The organism is Endozoicomonas sp. ALB032, assembly GCF_049310125.1.
Lineage (GTDB): Bacteria > Pseudomonadota > Gammaproteobacteria > Pseudomonadales > Endozoicomonadaceae > Endozoicomonas_A.
On the sequence record NZ_JBLYNW010000001.1, the window covers coordinates 7003282 to 7018221 of the forward strand.

Sequence of the window (14940 nt, forward strand, 5' to 3'; positions counted from 1 at the left end):
GACTCAGGCACGCAGGTTGCGCGCAAGTGTTGTCTTGGTTTCATGATTCGCTTTAATGATGCTGGCGGCTGTGGAGTAGCCATTCTGGAGTTCCTGGATAGCCTTCTCCAAACCTTCCATAGCATCATCTATGGCCTTCTGGATCCTGACCATTTCGGCTTTTTCTTCAAGCGCTTCTGCCCTGAATATGTCTGCCTGATATTTGTAAACAGTGGTTGCGATATCAGCACTACCCGAAGCAATCTGACCGGCACCCCCTATCAACTGGGCTGTCTGTCCTAACTTGGTCACGATCGCGATTTTTTTTGCAACAGCAGCGGATGTGGTTGCAGCCGTGTTAGCGCCTGTCGCCGTCACCGTTGCAGCGGTTGAAGACCCTGCTGCGGTACTCGATGAAGCTGTACTGGCAGCGGCTCCACCTGCACCGGCAACGCCACCTGCGAAAGCTGCGCCTGCGGAAAGTGCGATCATAATGACAGCCCAAAAGACTGTGGCACCAATTTTGGTATCTTGCTCAGCGTCTTCGTCACTGGCAAGGCCATCAAAAATTTTCATCATAAAGTTGCTGGTTTCTGATGAAACCGTCATGGTGATCATAAGACCTGTCGCTGCAACCATCAGACTCGCGGCAACAATACTCAAAGCACCACCGGTAAGAACTCCCGCAACAGCCAAAGCGACGGTGGCAATCGCCATGAATGCCAGCGCGATATAATTGAAAATCTTCCCTACCCTTTGGGATTTTTTCGATTCTTCGACTTTTGCAATGGATTCACGAATTTTGCTGATGATATTGCTACTGCGTTGCTCTGCAGCGACCTGACCTATCTTGATACTTTCCTGGTCAAAGCGGAGTCGCTCGTTCTGCAACTTTGACTGGATCTGAACCAGCATCGTGGTAGCGGAGTCTATATCAAGGGGCCTTTCAGCGTTGAGAGCTGCTTTGGTAAATGTATCGAGATCCTTCTTCAGCTCAGCTTTCAAATCATCCGGAATTTCTTTGATGGCAGAGAAACGAACCATGACATCTTCGAAAGTATTAAACAGTGTATTCAGCTTGGGATCGCCACCCCGGGCCTCCATATCTTTCAATCTGGCAGTGGCAGAGTGCATGGGAGCAAGAGCGTTTTCAGAATCTTTGGGATCAGCCACAGCCAGCATCCCATTGATTTGGGATTTGCTGAACCCCATACTTTCAAGTTCATTGCTCTTACTCTGAAGATGGTTTGTCTGCTTTCTGATGGGAAGGTTACTGTGTTCCTGAACCACCTCACCTGGCGACCTCGGGCCTTTTGCCGACTTGTCTGTTGCCTGCCCTTCCTGATGCTTCAACACTTCTGCGGTAGCCTTTTCAGACTCAGCATTTGCTGAAGGCGCATCCAGGACTGGAGCATTGATCTGTGCTTTAGGGGCTTCTCCACCTTCCGTTCTTGAGTAACTGTTCTGGTTACTAAAACCTCGCTGAACCGGATTTTCCTCATTATCAACAGCATTATAAGAAGCCTGATGAATATTTCCGGTTTGCTCTGTAGGGGCAGGCCCCTGACCGATTGAAGACATCCTTTCACCTCTTCCCTTAACTGCTCAGGTTTTCCAGCATGCTTTCGGCTCTCTGTTTTTCTTCCTCAAAAGCAGCCGCATTTCCAGCCCATTCAATGGCTGTTTCGTATGACATTTTTGCTTTTTCGTTGTCACCCATTGCCAGATGACAGTCTCCGATGTAGAGCATGGGCTTGGGGTCGTCGGCATCCAGTACAGTGGCAAAAGTGAAGATTTCAATAGCATTTTCATACTGCTTCATCATTTGCTGGCAGGCACCGAGACCCATAAAGTATTTTCGATTGAAGTGATCATAGAAACAGAGAAACTGAAAGACCTTTTGCGCCTCGTCGTACTTGCCCCCCTGATAAAGGTTATAAGCGACGCTGTATATGGCTTCCATGGCATCATCGCTCATATTTTTGAGGTCTTTGAAGGTTCCGCCCTTACCAAAGAACTCGAGAAGCATATCATCAAGTTCTTCACCTTCATTCATCTTGGCTTCTTCATTCACAGCGGGATCCTCCATGATTCACCGTAGGTTCTGAATAATCGTACTGAGTGACTGATAGTATTTGTTGACAAAGTTAGAAAGCATTTCAAAGCTTTGGTTATATTTATTTATAGTCTGCTGTAGCTTGGTTGTTTCCAGCTGGGATTGACTGGTCAAAGCTTCAATTTTGGTCTTCAAACCTTCGATATTAACTTCCCAGTCAGCTGAATTGTGATTAGTACCACTCTGGTACTTCGCGCCAAGGCTGTCCCAAAAGTCCTTGTACTCCTGACTAAAGGTTGTTGTGCCCGATGTACCGGCGTCAGCTTTTTTAGCTTTGGCTTTGGCTAACCAGTCGTTTGCTACTTCCAACTGGGCGTTCTTGTCCTGAATCGATTGAATCTGATCTCTGAGTTGAACCTCTATGATTTCCGCCCTGGCCGTTAGAACTGACATCACCAAGGCATCCAGACTGGGCTTGGAAAAATCGACAGGCTCTCCATTCAAATAGGCATTTACAGAAGCTGCACCCGGGCCAATATAATTATCTCCCTGCCAATTGCTCGGATTACTGACCTGATTCAGAAGCGAGACGGGTGTCTGGACATAGACCAGCTGCCTCGCAGCATCCGTGAGTTTGCCTGAGTACTGAAGAGAGTTGAGTGTCGACTTATCAACGGTATAAAAGTGAGTGGGTGTCAGGGAATTCCCCTGATCATCAGGGTCGGCCAGTGATAATAAAGCATCAATCTGTGCATCACTGAAACCCGCAGCTCTGAGTGAGTCTCTTTTGGCATCAGTAAGATGAACAGACCCCCGCGTGCCAGTGAGTGTTACTCCCCCCTTATTATCCACTGCCGGTGTGGAATCAGTCATAAATTGGCTCCCTGCCGCCCTGAGCAAATCACATTAGTATTAATTTAGTACATGACTTCAATGTGAAAATTTCATCAACAACATAAATTAAGAACTATTTGAAATGATTTTTATCTCTCATTTTGTCGATCACATTACTAAACCTGTCTCCGGTATGTCTTTCAAGCTCATCCAGGAACTCTGCTCCCGTGATCCTTTTTCCTCTGGGTTTTTCGAGCACCTCCTTCGCGGCGTTCAGAAAGTCATTTCTGTCACTGACACCAAGACGATCGGCCCTGTTCAAAGTGTCCAGTTCAAAAGAAAGCACTCGAAGGTGGACTTGATTTTGTGAAATAGTCGGATCAAAGGCCTCTGAAGCGCCTGTTCCAGAGGCAGAGGACTGTAGAGGTGTTGTCGGTTTTCCAGACTTAAGAGCTACAGGAGGAGGAGGTGGAGGAGGTAGAGGAGGTTCTGGCACCGCATCAGAGACCCCTGCAGAAGCCCCAAATGCAGCCAGGCTCTGCTGTTTTAACAAACGCTCGGCTTTTTCTGCTTCGAGCAACTTCAGGACATGAGTCAATATTTCTCTGGCTTGTTCTGTGCCGGGACTGGCCAGCGCTCCCTGGGTCATGGCCATCAGCTGACCCAGGGAAGCATCGCTCATTCTGGGCAGCATCTCTTTCATTTTCGACAGAAAATCAGCCAGAGCCTGCTCTCTCTCAGTGGCTGATGTGGCATTCATCATAGCTTCTGCCGCACTCAAAATAGCGTTTGTGACCGATTTGAATTCATTATCGCGGGGATCAAAATTCTTATCTCTACTCAATACATCGGCAATAGCCTCTGAAATCACTTCTGAGAGAGGCAAGCCTGCTTGCATCCCTGAAGAAACTTGCTCTAAAAGCGCCTCGGGGTCTCCATTAATCCCGCTCTGCTGAGCAAACTTCCTTAGCCTTTTTTTGGCTTCGTCTTCATCCAGAGAACCATCTTCCCTGACAGGAATCGGGCCATCGCCCTGAGTGAGGGCTTCCAGAATGGGTTTGCGAACAGCCACGAACTTGCCATCATCGACATTGTTTTCAACCGGCTTGGATTTAGACTCATCAGGTTTTGGCTCAGGCTTATCAGGCTTCGGTTCAGGCGGGTTAACCGGAACATCACCCGGAGCAGCCATGATCTCGGTGAGGCCCATACTCAACATCATTATTCCACAAGCGTATATACAAAGTCCTGCTGGGGGAAAAGCAATGCTTGCGAGTGCACCTATGCCCACCAGAACACCACCCACTGCAGTGACCGTTGACTCTTTTTTGTGTTTATCGAAAAAACCAAGCTTGGGCTGAAGCTGATTCTTGAATGCTTCTTTTCTGCTTTGCACATCAGGATCATCGGATGAGCTGACAGACACGTGGGGTTGCGCAGAAGGTGAAGTCGCTGTTGGTGAAATGGATTCATCATTCGCGTCAGGGGCTGGACTGTCCCCATGCTCACCCGGAGATGTTTGCCCGGGTTCTTCGTGAAGCTGAGCACTTTCATCACTGTGCGGATCAGATGCTGTAGATGATTCATAAAGTCCGGAAAGTTCGGGAGGGCTGGTTCTGGAAGACTTTCTGGAGGCTTGCAGCGAATTCAATATTTGAGAAGCTTCATCATCTTCCATGGAATCTTTCAGCTTTGAATCCGTCAGCGCTGGCAAATCTTTACGGACACTGGCAGTACGTGAGTGTATACTCTCTGGCGCTGGGCTCGAAACTTCAGAACCACGCCCCCCAATGAGACTCCTTCCCGGCGTTCCGGTTACATTTCTGGGACCCAACCGGCCCGATTCATCAGTCTTATGCTCTGGTGGCACCAAATCAACAGGTGATGTAGTTTGAGTTTCGACTCCCGTCGTTCTCCCTTCCATAAACCTTCTTCCAAAAGTTCGTCATGTACTTCAATAAAGCTTAGATGAACTATCGCTTTGGCAGGAAAATTTAATACTCAAAGAGAATAAATAAGGCTTCAGGTGAGAGAGCAGGACGACTTACACAGCTTTTTGTTTAGCTGGTGTTTCATAAAATTCCAACACCGCTGACATTACATCCTTAGGACTGAGCATTCCGACCAGAGCACCGTCGTCAACAACGGGGACCCTGAAAGCGTGGGCTTTCATAAAGTGTTCGTACGCAGTAATGATATTGTCGAAGGGTGATACGGTGAGGACTTCCCGGGTCATACTTTCTCCCACAAGACTCCCTTCCTGGGAAAAATACCCTCCCATCAATGTTCCCTGGAGACAGTCGGTTTCTGAGAGGATACCGACCACGCCCCCACTCTCATCGACAACCGGTACGGCCGTAATATCGTTGTGGAGCAGTATTCGTATGGCCTCAACCACTTCCATAGTTGGTGGAATAGTGATCACCTGAGGTGTCATGCAGTCTTTAACTTTGATTGATCTCATAAAACCTCTCCGGTTATTCTGAGCAGTCAGGAGCAATATGACCCTTACAGTATTCTACTCTTTTTCGAACAATGTCCAGTTGCCAAAGGAACATACTTCATAAAGTCTTGTCCAGAACGGAGACAACTCCCTTCGGGAACTCTATAATGACCAGCTTTCCATCCATTTACCTCTGTAATCGAAATAAGGCAAAGGTATACACATGAGCTATGCAAATATCCCGGCAGGTAAGAGTCTGCCTGAAGATATCTATGTTGCCATCGAAATTCCGGCCAATGCGTCACCCATCAAGTATGAAATTGATAAGGATGTCGATGCTCTGATGGTAGACCGTTTCATGGCTACCCCCATGTTCTACCCTGCCAACTATGGTTACATTCCCCAGACTCTGGCGGACGATGGTGATCCTCTGGACGTTCTGGTAGTGACGCCTTACCCTGTTGTTCCGGGTTCAGTCATCCGCTGCCGTGCGGTTGGCATGCTGAACATGTCAGACGAAAGTGGTCAGGACGAAAAACTGATTGCAGTCCCCCATGAGAAGCTGTCTGCATTATACAACGATGTACAGGAATACTCTGATCTGCCAGAACTACTGCTGAAGCAAATCGAGCATTTCTTCGAGAACTACAAAGATCTGGAACCCGGAAAGTGGGTCAAGATCGAAGGCTGGGAAGGCAAAGAAGCTGCCTTTGAGGTCATCAAAAAGTCTGCAGCAAACTACAAAGGCTGAAGGAATTAACGCAGTAAACTATTTTCATAAGTGGTTTATTAATCCTTTGATGGTGCTGGAGATGTTATCTCCAGCACCATTAGCGGACTCGGGAGCTTGCATCCCGGCCATTTCACTTCACAATTAAAGAACCAGAAACAGGAACAGTTGGTTTTACATGGTTCAGCTATTCATAAGCAATCAAAAATCTTACCTCAGCACCTTTTTCATTATTCTTTTTACCTGGGCTTTTTCCAGTGGTGCTTCTGCTAATTTAAGCGCACTACTGGGCTCCGGGACGCAGCAATTTTTGCCAGTTGAAGAGGCGTTTCAGCTGGAAGCAGAGATCGAAAACAACACACTGCTCCTGCACTTTCTGATAACACCAGAACATTATCTTTACAAGGATCGATTCAGCTTTTCCAGTGATGAAAGCACTACCCTGCTTGGTGAGCCAATATTTCCAAAAGGCAAACAAAAGTACGACATTAACTTTGAACAGGACATGGAGGTCTTTCCAAAAAATGTCACTGTTAAAATTCCTGTCAAGAGTTCTGAAGCCGAGCCCCAATTCCAGATAAGGTTTCAGGGCTGTGCTGATGCGGGCCTTTGCTATCCGCCACAGACTCTTACTATTACTCTGCCAAACCCCCATGTCTCCAGTACTGATCGGGTCAGGTCTTCTGAAAAGGCGCCGGATGACGGCAAGGATCAGAGTATCCCGGAATCCTTTGTCGACAAGAACCTTCCTGTTACACTTCTGCTGTTTTTACTGGCGGGGCTGGGGCTGGCCTTCACCCCCTGTGTACTCCCGATGATTCCTATTCTCTCCAGTCTGCTGGTAGGCGCTGCAGCAAAGGGAGCCAGTAGAAAAAGAACGCTCACTCTTTCCATCATTTATGTGCTCAGTATGTCGATCACCTTCGCTCTGGCTGGCACTTTGATGGGGCTTTTCGGGGCGAGCCTGAACCTGCAGGCAAAACTTCAATCACCCTGGCTATTGATCCCCTTTGCCATTCTCTTCGTTATTCTGGCCCTGAGCATGTTTGGTTTTTATGAACTCCAGCTTCCGGAAAAGCTCAGGGATCGTCTGAACAAACAGCCTCAGAAGTCAGGAAGTCTTTCAGGTGCAGCCGTCATGGGGGTTTTATCAGCCCTGGTGGTATCGCCGTGTGTCTCAGCACCCTTGGCAGGCGCACTGATTTACATCAGCTCAACAGGTGACGCACTCATTGGCGGACTCTCCCTGCTGGCTCTTGGCCTGGGAATGGGGCTGCCACTCCTATTGATTGGTCTGGGTGGCAAGAGCCTGCTACCAAAAGCAGGCGGTTGGATGGAAAATGTCAAACGCTGCTTTGGCTTCCTGCTGCTTGGCGTTGCCATCTGGATGCTGGAGAGGGTTATTCCAGCACCACTCACGCTCTTTCTCTGGGGAACACTGGCACTTGGTGGTGCTGTCTGTCTTGGCGCTATGGACTTCAGCAAGAAAGCCGGAGCCGCTTTATTTTTTCAGGCGCTCGGCCTCGTTCTCCTGATCTATGGCACTCTGCTGATCATCGGAGCAGCTCAAGGTCAGAACGACCCATTACAACCTCTTTGCAGAAACAGCCAGCCCGCTGAAAACCTTTCAGCAGGGTATTCCTTTCAAACAGTGACAACGGTTAAAGCGCTTTTGGCCCAGCTGGAAATGGCCAGGAAGAGTGGCAAAGCCGCGATGATTGATGTTTATGCAGACTGGTGCATTTCCTGCAAGGTTATGGAAAGAAACGTTTTTCCTGAAGCTATTGCCAAAGTCAGCCCAGGCAACTGGCATTTCATCAAATTTGATATAACCGCCAACACCCCCGAACAACTCATCTGGCTAAACAATTATCAATTGTTTGGCCCACCCTCTCTGCTATTTTTCAACACCTATGGTCGAGAGCGGAGTGAACTTCGCTCTCTGGGAGAGATTACCTCCTCTGAACTCCAGAAAAAACTGAATCAGACGCTTTCTCCATAAATCTGGATCTAACATCATCGTTCTGGGCTTATATGGCTTTGAAATGCTTGGTAACTGTCTTTAACGTTCAGTAACACGCACGAACTAGACCCTTTGAATGCATTGCGGCACAATAAAAGCCAACATAAGAGGATACAGATGGCAACAATACTTGTTCTTAATGGCCCCAATCTGAACCTGCTGGGAACCAGAGAGCCCGGCGTGTATGGTGCCACCACACTGGAACAAATCGATTATATTCTGACCCAACAGGCTCAAATGGCTGGTCACCAGCTCAGTTGCTTCCAAAGCAACGCTGAGCATGAACTCATAGAACGGATTCATAAAGCTTCTGAAGAACGGGTTAATTTCATCATTATTAATCCTGGGGCTTACACTCATACCAGTGTTGCTATCAGAGATGCCCTGCTGGGTGTTGCCATTCCCTTTGTTGAAGTTCACTTGTCCAATATCCATCGACGGGAGGCTTTCCGACATCATTCCTATTTCAGTGATGTCGCAGAAGGCGTAATCGCTGGACTCGGACCCAAAGGCTATGAGTTTGGTCTGGCCTATGCCATTGACCTGCTCAGTCAGAAGTCATAGAGGCTACTCGTGACTGACTGCATATTCAGAATGTTCTTCTGAAAAGCCAACTTCTCATAAAGCTAAGAAGCCGAGTGCAGAAAATCACTTCTTCTCTTTTCGGGAATAAAATGATTTTCACATTAAAACAATCAGGGCTGCATGATTGAGTGCACCCATAAACATCCTATTAACCACGGGGCAGTTTCTCCCTGTCCAACAGCATTTGAGATTAACGATGGACATCCGAAAAGTAAAAAAGCTCATTGAGCTGCTGGAAGAGTCTGGAATTGACGAGTTGGAAATTCACGAGGGTGAAGAATCTGTTCGTATCAGCCGTTATTCCCGGAATGCTCCGGTAGCCTCACTCGCTGCTCCTCAGGTTATTCCTGCTGCAGTTCCAGCCTCAGCGCCTGTGGCAGCTGAACCTGAAGCTCCGGCAGCAGCCCCGGCGGCTGAAACCAGACCTCAGCTGTCAGGTCACCATGTAAAATCGCCAATGGTCGGTACTTTCTACACAGCATCTTCACCCAGCTCACCGGTTTTTGTTGAGCTGGGTCAGCAAGTTAAAGAAGGAGATGTTCTCTGCATTGTCGAAGCCATGAAAATGATGAACCAGATCAAGGCCGACAAGTCAGGCACCATCGAAGCCATTCTGGTTGAAAACGGTCAACCCGTTGAATACGACCAGCCCCTGTTCATTATTGCCTGAGACAGATGCCATGCTGGATAAAATCGTAATCGCCAACCGGGGCGAAATAGCCCTTAGGGTATTGCGGGCCTGTAAAGAACTCGGCATCAAAACCGTAGCCGTGCACTCCAAGGCTGATGAAAGCCTCATGCACGTGCGTCTGGCTGACGAGTCTGTCTGCATTGGTCCCAACAGCCCTACTGAAAGCTACCTGAATATCCCGGCTATTATCAGTGCTGCAGAAGTGACTGATGCCAATGGTATCCACCCTGGCTACGGCTTTCTCTCAGAAAATGCCGATTTTGCCGAACAGGTAGAACGCAGCGGGTTCACCTTTATTGGTCCAAAACCAGACGTTATTCGCCTGATGGGTGATAAGGTATCAGCCATTGCCGCCATGAAAAAAGCCGGTGTTCCAACCGTTCCAGGCTCTGACGGCCCCATCACAGAAGATGATGAACGCACACTGGACATTGCCCGCCGCATTGGTTACCCGGTCATTATCAAAGCATCAGGTGGTGGCGGTGGTCGAGGGATGCGAGTCGTTCACAGCGAATCCGATCTTCTCAATGCCATCAACTTAACCCAGTCTGAAGCCAAAGCAGCCTTCAATAACGACGTGGTCTATCTGGAGAAATTCCTGGAAAATCCTCGTCACGTTGAATTCCAGGTACTGTCAGACAGCCACGGCAATGCTATTCATCTGGGGGATCGTGACTGCTCTTTGCAGCGACGCCACCAGAAAGTCATTGAAGAAGCGCCTGCACCTGACATTGATCAGGATGCCAGAGCCACGGTAGCAGCAGCCTGTACCAAGGCCTGTATAGAAATTGGTTATACCGGTGCAGGTACTTTCGAATTTCTGTATGAAGATGGCAAGTTCTACTTCATTGAGATGAACACTCGTGTGCAGGTTGAACACCCTGTAACAGAAATGATTTCCGGCGTGGATATTGTCAGAGAACAGATTCGCATTGCCAGTGGTCTGCCTTTGAGCATCTCCCAGGAAGAAGTTGAACTTCAGGGCCATGCTTTTGAATGTCGTATCAATGCCGAAGACCCAAAAACCTTTATGCCTTCTCCGGGTCTGGTCAACCAGTTCCACTCTCCTGGCGGTAATGGTGTTCGGGTAGATTCTCATCTTTACAGTGGCTACAGCATTCCTCCCTACTATGATTCACTGATAGCCAAGATCATCACCTATGGTCCAGATCGTGAAACCGCTCTGTTAAGAATGAGAAATGCATTGGATGAAGCGGTTGTAGATGGCATTCGTACAAATATCCCACTGCACCAGGAGCTGGTGAAGGACAAAAACTTCCAGAAAGGAGGCGTTAGCATCCATTATCTGGAGAAGAAGCTTGAAGATGCCTGATCCTGCTTCCAAAGCTCTCTGAAAACTGCTTTCAGAGAGCTTCCTCCCTCTTCTACTTTATTAACTCTTGTCCCACTTCCTCAATCAGCTAGAATGAGACGGACCCGACAGGAAACTTATTCTGCCATTCACCCCAATCTGTAAGCCCATACCCATGCCCTGGATACAAATCAAACTAGACACCTCTTCCGATCATGCTGAAGAACTGGAAGACCTGCTTCTGGAAGCCGGAGCCAGTGCCGTAACCCTTCAGGACGGTAAAGATCAGCCCCTGTTCGAGCCCGAGCCAGGCAGCACCCCGCTGTGGCAACATACCGTGGTCATTGGACTCTTCGATGCCCATAAAGATATGGACGCCGTAGTAGAGCACATACAGACTCAATACCAGCAAAGCCCATTTCCTGACCACAAGGTTGAAATTGTCGAAGACAAGGATTGGGAAAGAGAATGGATGACCCACTTTGTGCCCATGCAATTTGGTACAAAACTCTGGGTCTGCCCCAGCTGGAAAGAGATTCCGGAACCTGATGCCATTAACCTGATGCTTGACCCGGGTCTTGCTTTTGGAACAGGCACTCATCCAACCACAGCTCTGTGTCTGGAGTGGCTGGAAAAACAGGAAAGCTTAGAAAATCAGTCGGTTATCGATTACGGGTGTGGATCTGGAATACTGGCGATTGCAGCATTATTACTGGGTGCTAAAACCGTAACCGGGGTCGATCTTGACCCTCAGGCACTGGAAGCAACTATAGATAACGCCGAAAGGAACAAGATCGCCCCGGAAAAACTGAAAGTTTATTTGCCGGATCAGGCTCCAAAGGATACAGCAGACGTTGTCATCGCCAACATACTCGCTGGCCCACTGGTAGAATTGGCACCGACACTGGCGAGCTATCTCGACAACGGCGGGAAGATCGCTCTGTCGGGTATCCTTTCTGAACAGCAAGACATTATCGTCAGCACCTACTCTCAATGGTTCGAACTGGAGCCTGCTATGCACCATGAAGACTGGATTCTGGTCACCGGAACCCGAAAGTGACAACTAAAAAAACGCGGCATTTTTCGATACTAGGAGCCTGACCGAGAATAGCGCCCGTAGCGAGGACGGCAGAAAATTGAGGATGAAAATTCGGTTTTGTGAGGAGAATAGCGAGCTATTTGACGAACAAAAGCGGATTTTCAGACCAATTTGCTGCCGCCGCAGTAGGGCAGTCTATTCTCGGTCAGGCTCCTAGCAGCCTGTCGGACTTAAGACTGTCCTACTGCGGTTGCAATAAATTGGTCTAAAAATCCCTGTTTCTTCGTCAAATAGCTCGCTATTCTCCTCAGAAACAGAGATTTTTATCCTCAATTTCTTGCAATCCTCGCTACGGACGCTTAAGTCCGACAGGCTGCCAGGCTCATTTCAGGCTGCTGTCCGAGAGATTTTATCTTTTGGACAGTAGACATCCTTTGCAGCTCTTTGATCTAATAATCCCCACTCAATCAAGACAGTATCCCATGCAGGCTTCATGACCAGCTCTCGAATCACCCGCTGCCCAAAATGCCAGACCTCCTTTAAAGTGACCCAGGCACAATTACGAGCTGCCGGTGGCTCCGTTCGTTGCGGTTCCTGTCTCGAGGTGTTTGATGCCCAATCAAACATGTCCGCAGACGCTGCTCCAGAAAAGCCACTCCAGATGAAGCCGCAGATCAAACCTTATAAAAAACAATCGAGCCAGCCCGACAAAACAGCAGAACAAAACGCTGCCCAAAACAGCAAGCCTGAAGCCAGTTCAATAAAAGCTATCGAACCACCTTCTGAAGAAGAGGCCCCCTTCCACTCTTTTCTCGACACTCTGGACAATGAGCACGTTGAAGTTGATGAAGAACCGGGACGAAGTTCCCTGAAAATTGCTGGCTGGCTCACTCTAATCCTGATTTTCTCTATCACTCTTGCAGGGCAATACGCCTGGTTCAACAGAGATCAGCTTTCACTCGACCCGCGATTGAGACCAGCATATACTTTTAGTTGCCGATACCTGAAGTGCTCTCTTCCTGCATTGGTAAACATCAACGCCATTAAGAGCCTGCAACTGCATATCCGCAGCCACCCTCTGCAAAGCGAAGGACTGGTTGTAGACTCAGTGATTATCAATGAAGCCACATTCCCACAACCCTGGCCTCGGCTTGAATTAACATTTAGTGACATTAACGGACAGCCCGTAGCCAGCAGACGTTTTCGCCCCAAAGAATATCTGGGCGGAGCCCTGGCCGGTTCCAGAGAGATACCCAGCGGACAACCCGTAAGGCTCAGCATGGAAATCGTTGACCCCGGCAATGGAGCCACCAACTATCAATTGCGCTTTTTACCTGTCAAACAGCGCTGATTAAAGTTAAAAAAACCTGTAAACCTTGCTTATCTGGTGTTTTACCGACGAAGGCATCTCGAAAACCAACTCAAGAAATTGCAATAAGTGCTTGACCCAGATCAAAAAAGCAATCAGATCACTTAAGTTATTACTTGCGGTTTTTCCCGAAAAAGTCACTATACAACGCCCTTGGCAAGGATATATTTCGCAACAGGACACTGCTACGTGGTAATAACTGCTCCTGAAGATAAGTGCTATTCCAGTGAGAGCCAACAACAGAACCCTCTTTCGTCTAAAAATTGTACAGAGTATTATACCCGGCTACGCCTGCCTGATCTCCTGAACAGAGACGCTGAAAGTCGTACAAATAAATAGTTGAAAACTCCGCAAGATCAGCCTCTTGCTTTTTTCATAATTCCGAGCAGCGATTTAAATCACTTGAGACGGTTTTATCGCACTCTGGGCACTACTAACGCTGGATTGAGGCAAATCACCTTGTTGAAGATTGGTCCATACGCTATTCAAAGCCCGGTTATCCTGGCCCCTATGGCCGGAGTAACAGACCGCCCATTCAGGCAGCTGTGCTTGAGAATGGGGGCGGGTATGGCCGTCTCAGAAATGGTGACCAGCAACCCAAAACTCTGGAACACCCGGAAGTCTCGACTGAGAATGGACCATCACGCTGAAGAATTCGAACCTCGTTCTGTTCAGATTGCAGGCAGTGACCCGGAGCAAATGGCCATCGCGGCTCGCCTGAACCAGGAACGAGGCGCCCAGATCATTGATATCAACATGGGCTGCCCTGCCAAAAAAGTCTGTAACAAAGCGGCTGGCTCTGCTCTGATGAGAGAACCTGAACTGGTAGAGCAAATACTGAAGTCGGTGGTTCAGGCGGTTGATATCCCGGTCACCCTCAAGACACGTACCGGCTGGTGCCCCGAAAACAGAAACGGCCTCGACATTGCCTTAATGGCACAGGACTGCGGTATAACCGCTCTGGCCATTCATGGCAGAACCCGTCAGTGTATGTACAAAGGTGAGGCCGAATACGAGACCATTGCCCGGATTTGTGAATCCCTGGAAATTCCAGTGATTGCCAATGGCGATATTACCTCTCCCGAGAAAGCAAAAACGGTACTGGATGTCACAGGCGCAGACGCGATTATGGTGGGCCGTGCAGCCCAGGGGAAACCCTGGATATTCAGAGAGATTAACCACTTTCTTGAACAGGGTGAACACCTGCCAGCGCCCGAAAACAAAGAGATTCAGTCCATTTTAACAGGTCACCTTGCTGCGCTTCACGAGTTTTACGGTGAAGTCCAGGGTGTGCGCATCGCCAGAAAACACGTTGGCTGGTATTTGCAGGCCAGTCCATCAGGCGCCAGTCTTCGCAAACGATTCAACAGACTGGAGTCTGCAGAAGAACAAGAAAACTGCATACTGGAGTATTTTCAAACCTTAAGTCATCACAAGGATATTGCAGCATGACGGCATCCCATATTATTACTGACGAACCCTCTGTTAATGGACAGGCATTGACCAGCCCTATCGAGAGTGAAACACAGACACTCCGCGACAGCGTTGAAAAAGCAATGAACAACTACTTTAGCCATCTGGATGGTCAGGAAGTGACTGATGTTTACCAGATGGTCCTTTCTGAAGTAGAAGCCCCCCTTCTGGAAACGGTTATGGCTTACGTCAAGGGTAACCAGACCAGGGCCTCTGTCCTGCTTGGGCTGAACCGTGGCACACTGAGAAAGAAACTCAAGCAATACGACCTGCTCTAATCCCCGCCTTAAAGTCGTATTATGCCATCTGACGTGAATACGACTTTATGCGCCCCCCTTGCCTTTACAACCTGCGCAAAGACAAATCCCGTATCTTTTCGAAGAATAACAGGTCAGTAATAACCCTC

General features: G+C 48.5%; 14 protein-coding genes. 9 read left to right on the top strand and 5 right to left on the bottom strand.

Features of this window, described 5'->3' with window-relative positions; translation table 11 throughout:
• Positions 1-3: 3 nt before the first annotated feature.
• The 5 genes from sctE to ACO6VG_RS25455 form a co-directional block, all read right to left on the bottom strand.
• A complete protein-coding gene (gene sctE / locus ACO6VG_RS25435; protein ID WP_422476192.1) occupies positions 4-1560 on the bottom strand; it encodes a type III secretion system translocon subunit SctE in 1557 nt (518 codons plus the stop codon).
• A gap of 16 nt (positions 1561-1576) precedes the next feature.
• On the bottom strand, positions 1577-2053 hold the full coding sequence (locus tag ACO6VG_RS25440) for a SycD/LcrH family type III secretion system chaperone (RefSeq protein ID WP_422134882.1): 477 nt from the start codon (positions 2051-2053) through the stop codon (positions 1577-1579).
• A gap of 18 nt (positions 2054-2071) precedes the next feature.
• A complete protein-coding gene (locus tag ACO6VG_RS25445; protein ID WP_422134883.1) occupies positions 2072-2908 on the bottom strand; it encodes a hypothetical protein in 837 nt (278 codons plus the stop codon).
• A gap of 94 nt (positions 2909-3002) precedes the next feature.
• Complete coding sequence (locus ACO6VG_RS25450; protein ID WP_422134884.1) at positions 3003-4793, bottom strand: hypothetical protein; 1791 nt, start codon at positions 4791-4793, stop codon at positions 3003-3005.
• A gap of 120 nt (positions 4794-4913) precedes the next feature.
• The gene (locus tag ACO6VG_RS25455) at positions 4914-5333 is read right to left on the bottom strand and encodes a CBS domain-containing protein (protein WP_317145470.1); all 420 of its coding nucleotides are present in this window, start codon (positions 5331-5333) and stop codon (positions 4914-4916) included.
• A 202-nt stretch (positions 5334-5535) separates the two neighbouring features.
• Here ACO6VG_RS25455 and ppa point away from each other — a divergent pair, with 202 nt between their 5' ends.
• The 9 genes from ppa (at position 5536) to fis (ending at position 14812) form a co-directional block, all read left to right on the top strand.
• Complete coding sequence (gene ppa, locus ACO6VG_RS25460; RefSeq protein WP_422134885.1) at positions 5536-6063, top strand: inorganic diphosphatase; 528 nt, start codon at positions 5536-5538, stop codon at positions 6061-6063.
• 157 nt (positions 6064-6220) lie between these two features.
• The gene (gene dsbD / locus ACO6VG_RS25465; protein ID WP_422134886.1) at positions 6221-8044 is read left to right on the top strand and encodes a protein-disulfide reductase DsbD; all 1824 of its coding nucleotides are present in this window, start codon (positions 6221-6223) and stop codon (positions 8042-8044) included.
• Positions 8045-8182: 138 nt separating this feature from the next.
• Positions 8183-8629 (top strand): type II 3-dehydroquinate dehydratase, encoded by a 447-nt coding sequence (aroQ, locus tag ACO6VG_RS25470; RefSeq protein ID WP_422134887.1) that lies wholly within the window; start codon positions 8183-8185, stop codon positions 8627-8629.
• Positions 8630-8846: 217 nt separating this feature from the next.
• Complete coding sequence (accB, locus tag ACO6VG_RS25475) at positions 8847-9320, top strand: acetyl-CoA carboxylase biotin carboxyl carrier protein (protein ID WP_422476194.1); 474 nt, start codon at positions 8847-8849, stop codon at positions 9318-9320.
• A gap of 10 nt (positions 9321-9330) precedes the next feature.
• Positions 9331-10674 (top strand): acetyl-CoA carboxylase biotin carboxylase subunit, encoded by a 1344-nt coding sequence (gene accC / locus ACO6VG_RS25480; protein ID WP_422476328.1) that lies wholly within the window; start codon positions 9331-9333, stop codon positions 10672-10674.
• A gap of 154 nt (positions 10675-10828) precedes the next feature.
• Complete coding sequence (gene prmA / locus ACO6VG_RS25485) at positions 10829-11713, top strand: 50S ribosomal protein L11 methyltransferase (RefSeq protein ID WP_422134889.1); 885 nt, start codon at positions 10829-10831, stop codon at positions 11711-11713.
• 472 nt (positions 11714-12185) lie between these two features.
• On the top strand, positions 12186-13043 hold the full coding sequence (locus ACO6VG_RS25490; protein ID WP_422134890.1) for a DUF3426 domain-containing protein: 858 nt from the start codon (positions 12186-12188) through the stop codon (positions 13041-13043).
• A gap of 471 nt (positions 13044-13514) precedes the next feature.
• Positions 13515-14513, top strand: coding sequence for a tRNA dihydrouridine synthase DusB (gene dusB / locus ACO6VG_RS25495; protein WP_422137135.1), 999 nt, complete (start codon positions 13515-13517; stop codon positions 14511-14513).
• The gene (gene fis, locus ACO6VG_RS25500) at positions 14510-14812 is read left to right on the top strand and encodes a DNA-binding transcriptional regulator Fis (protein WP_422134891.1); all 303 of its coding nucleotides are present in this window, start codon (positions 14510-14512) and stop codon (positions 14810-14812) included. The genes dusB and fis overlap by 4 nt, the downstream gene beginning before the upstream one ends.
• The last annotated feature ends 128 nt before the right edge of the window (positions 14813-14940 follow it).

Excerpts from the sequence above, each read along its gene's own strand:
- sctE (WP_422476192.1), bottom strand. The coding sequence starts at position 1,560 with ATGTCTTCAATCGGTCAGGGGCCTGCCCCTACAGAGCAAACCGGAAAT.
- accB (WP_422476194.1), top strand. The coding sequence starts at position 8,847 with ATGGACATCCGAAAAGTAAAAAAGCTCATTGAGCTGCTGGAAGAGTCT.
- ACO6VG_RS25455 (WP_317145470.1), bottom strand. The coding sequence starts at position 5,333 with ATGAGATCAATCAAAGTTAAAGACTGCATGACACCTCAGGTGATCACT.
- aroQ (WP_422134887.1), top strand. The coding sequence starts at position 8,183 with ATGGCAACAATACTTGTTCTTAATGGCCCCAATCTGAACCTGCTGGGA.
- fis (WP_422134891.1), top strand. The coding sequence starts at position 14,510 with ATGACGGCATCCCATATTATTACTGACGAACCCTCTGTTAATGGACAG.
- ACO6VG_RS25490 (WP_422134890.1), top strand. The coding sequence starts at position 12,186 with ATGACCAGCTCTCGAATCACCCGCTGCCCAAAATGCCAGACCTCCTTT.
- ppa (WP_422134885.1), top strand. The coding sequence starts at position 5,536 with ATGAGCTATGCAAATATCCCGGCAGGTAAGAGTCTGCCTGAAGATATC.
- dsbD (WP_422134886.1), top strand. The coding sequence starts at position 6,221 with ATGGTTCAGCTATTCATAAGCAATCAAAAATCTTACCTCAGCACCTTT.
- ACO6VG_RS25450 (WP_422134884.1), bottom strand. The coding sequence starts at position 4,793 with ATGGAAGGGAGAACGACGGGAGTCGAAACTCAAACTACATCACCTGTT.
- accC (WP_422476328.1), top strand. The coding sequence starts at position 9,331 with ATGCTGGATAAAATCGTAATCGCCAACCGGGGCGAAATAGCCCTTAGG.
- ACO6VG_RS25445 (WP_422134883.1), bottom strand. The coding sequence starts at position 2,908 with ATGACTGATTCCACACCGGCAGTGGATAATAAGGGGGGAGTAACACTC.
- prmA (WP_422134889.1), top strand. The coding sequence starts at position 10,829 with ATGCCCTGGATACAAATCAAACTAGACACCTCTTCCGATCATGCTGAA.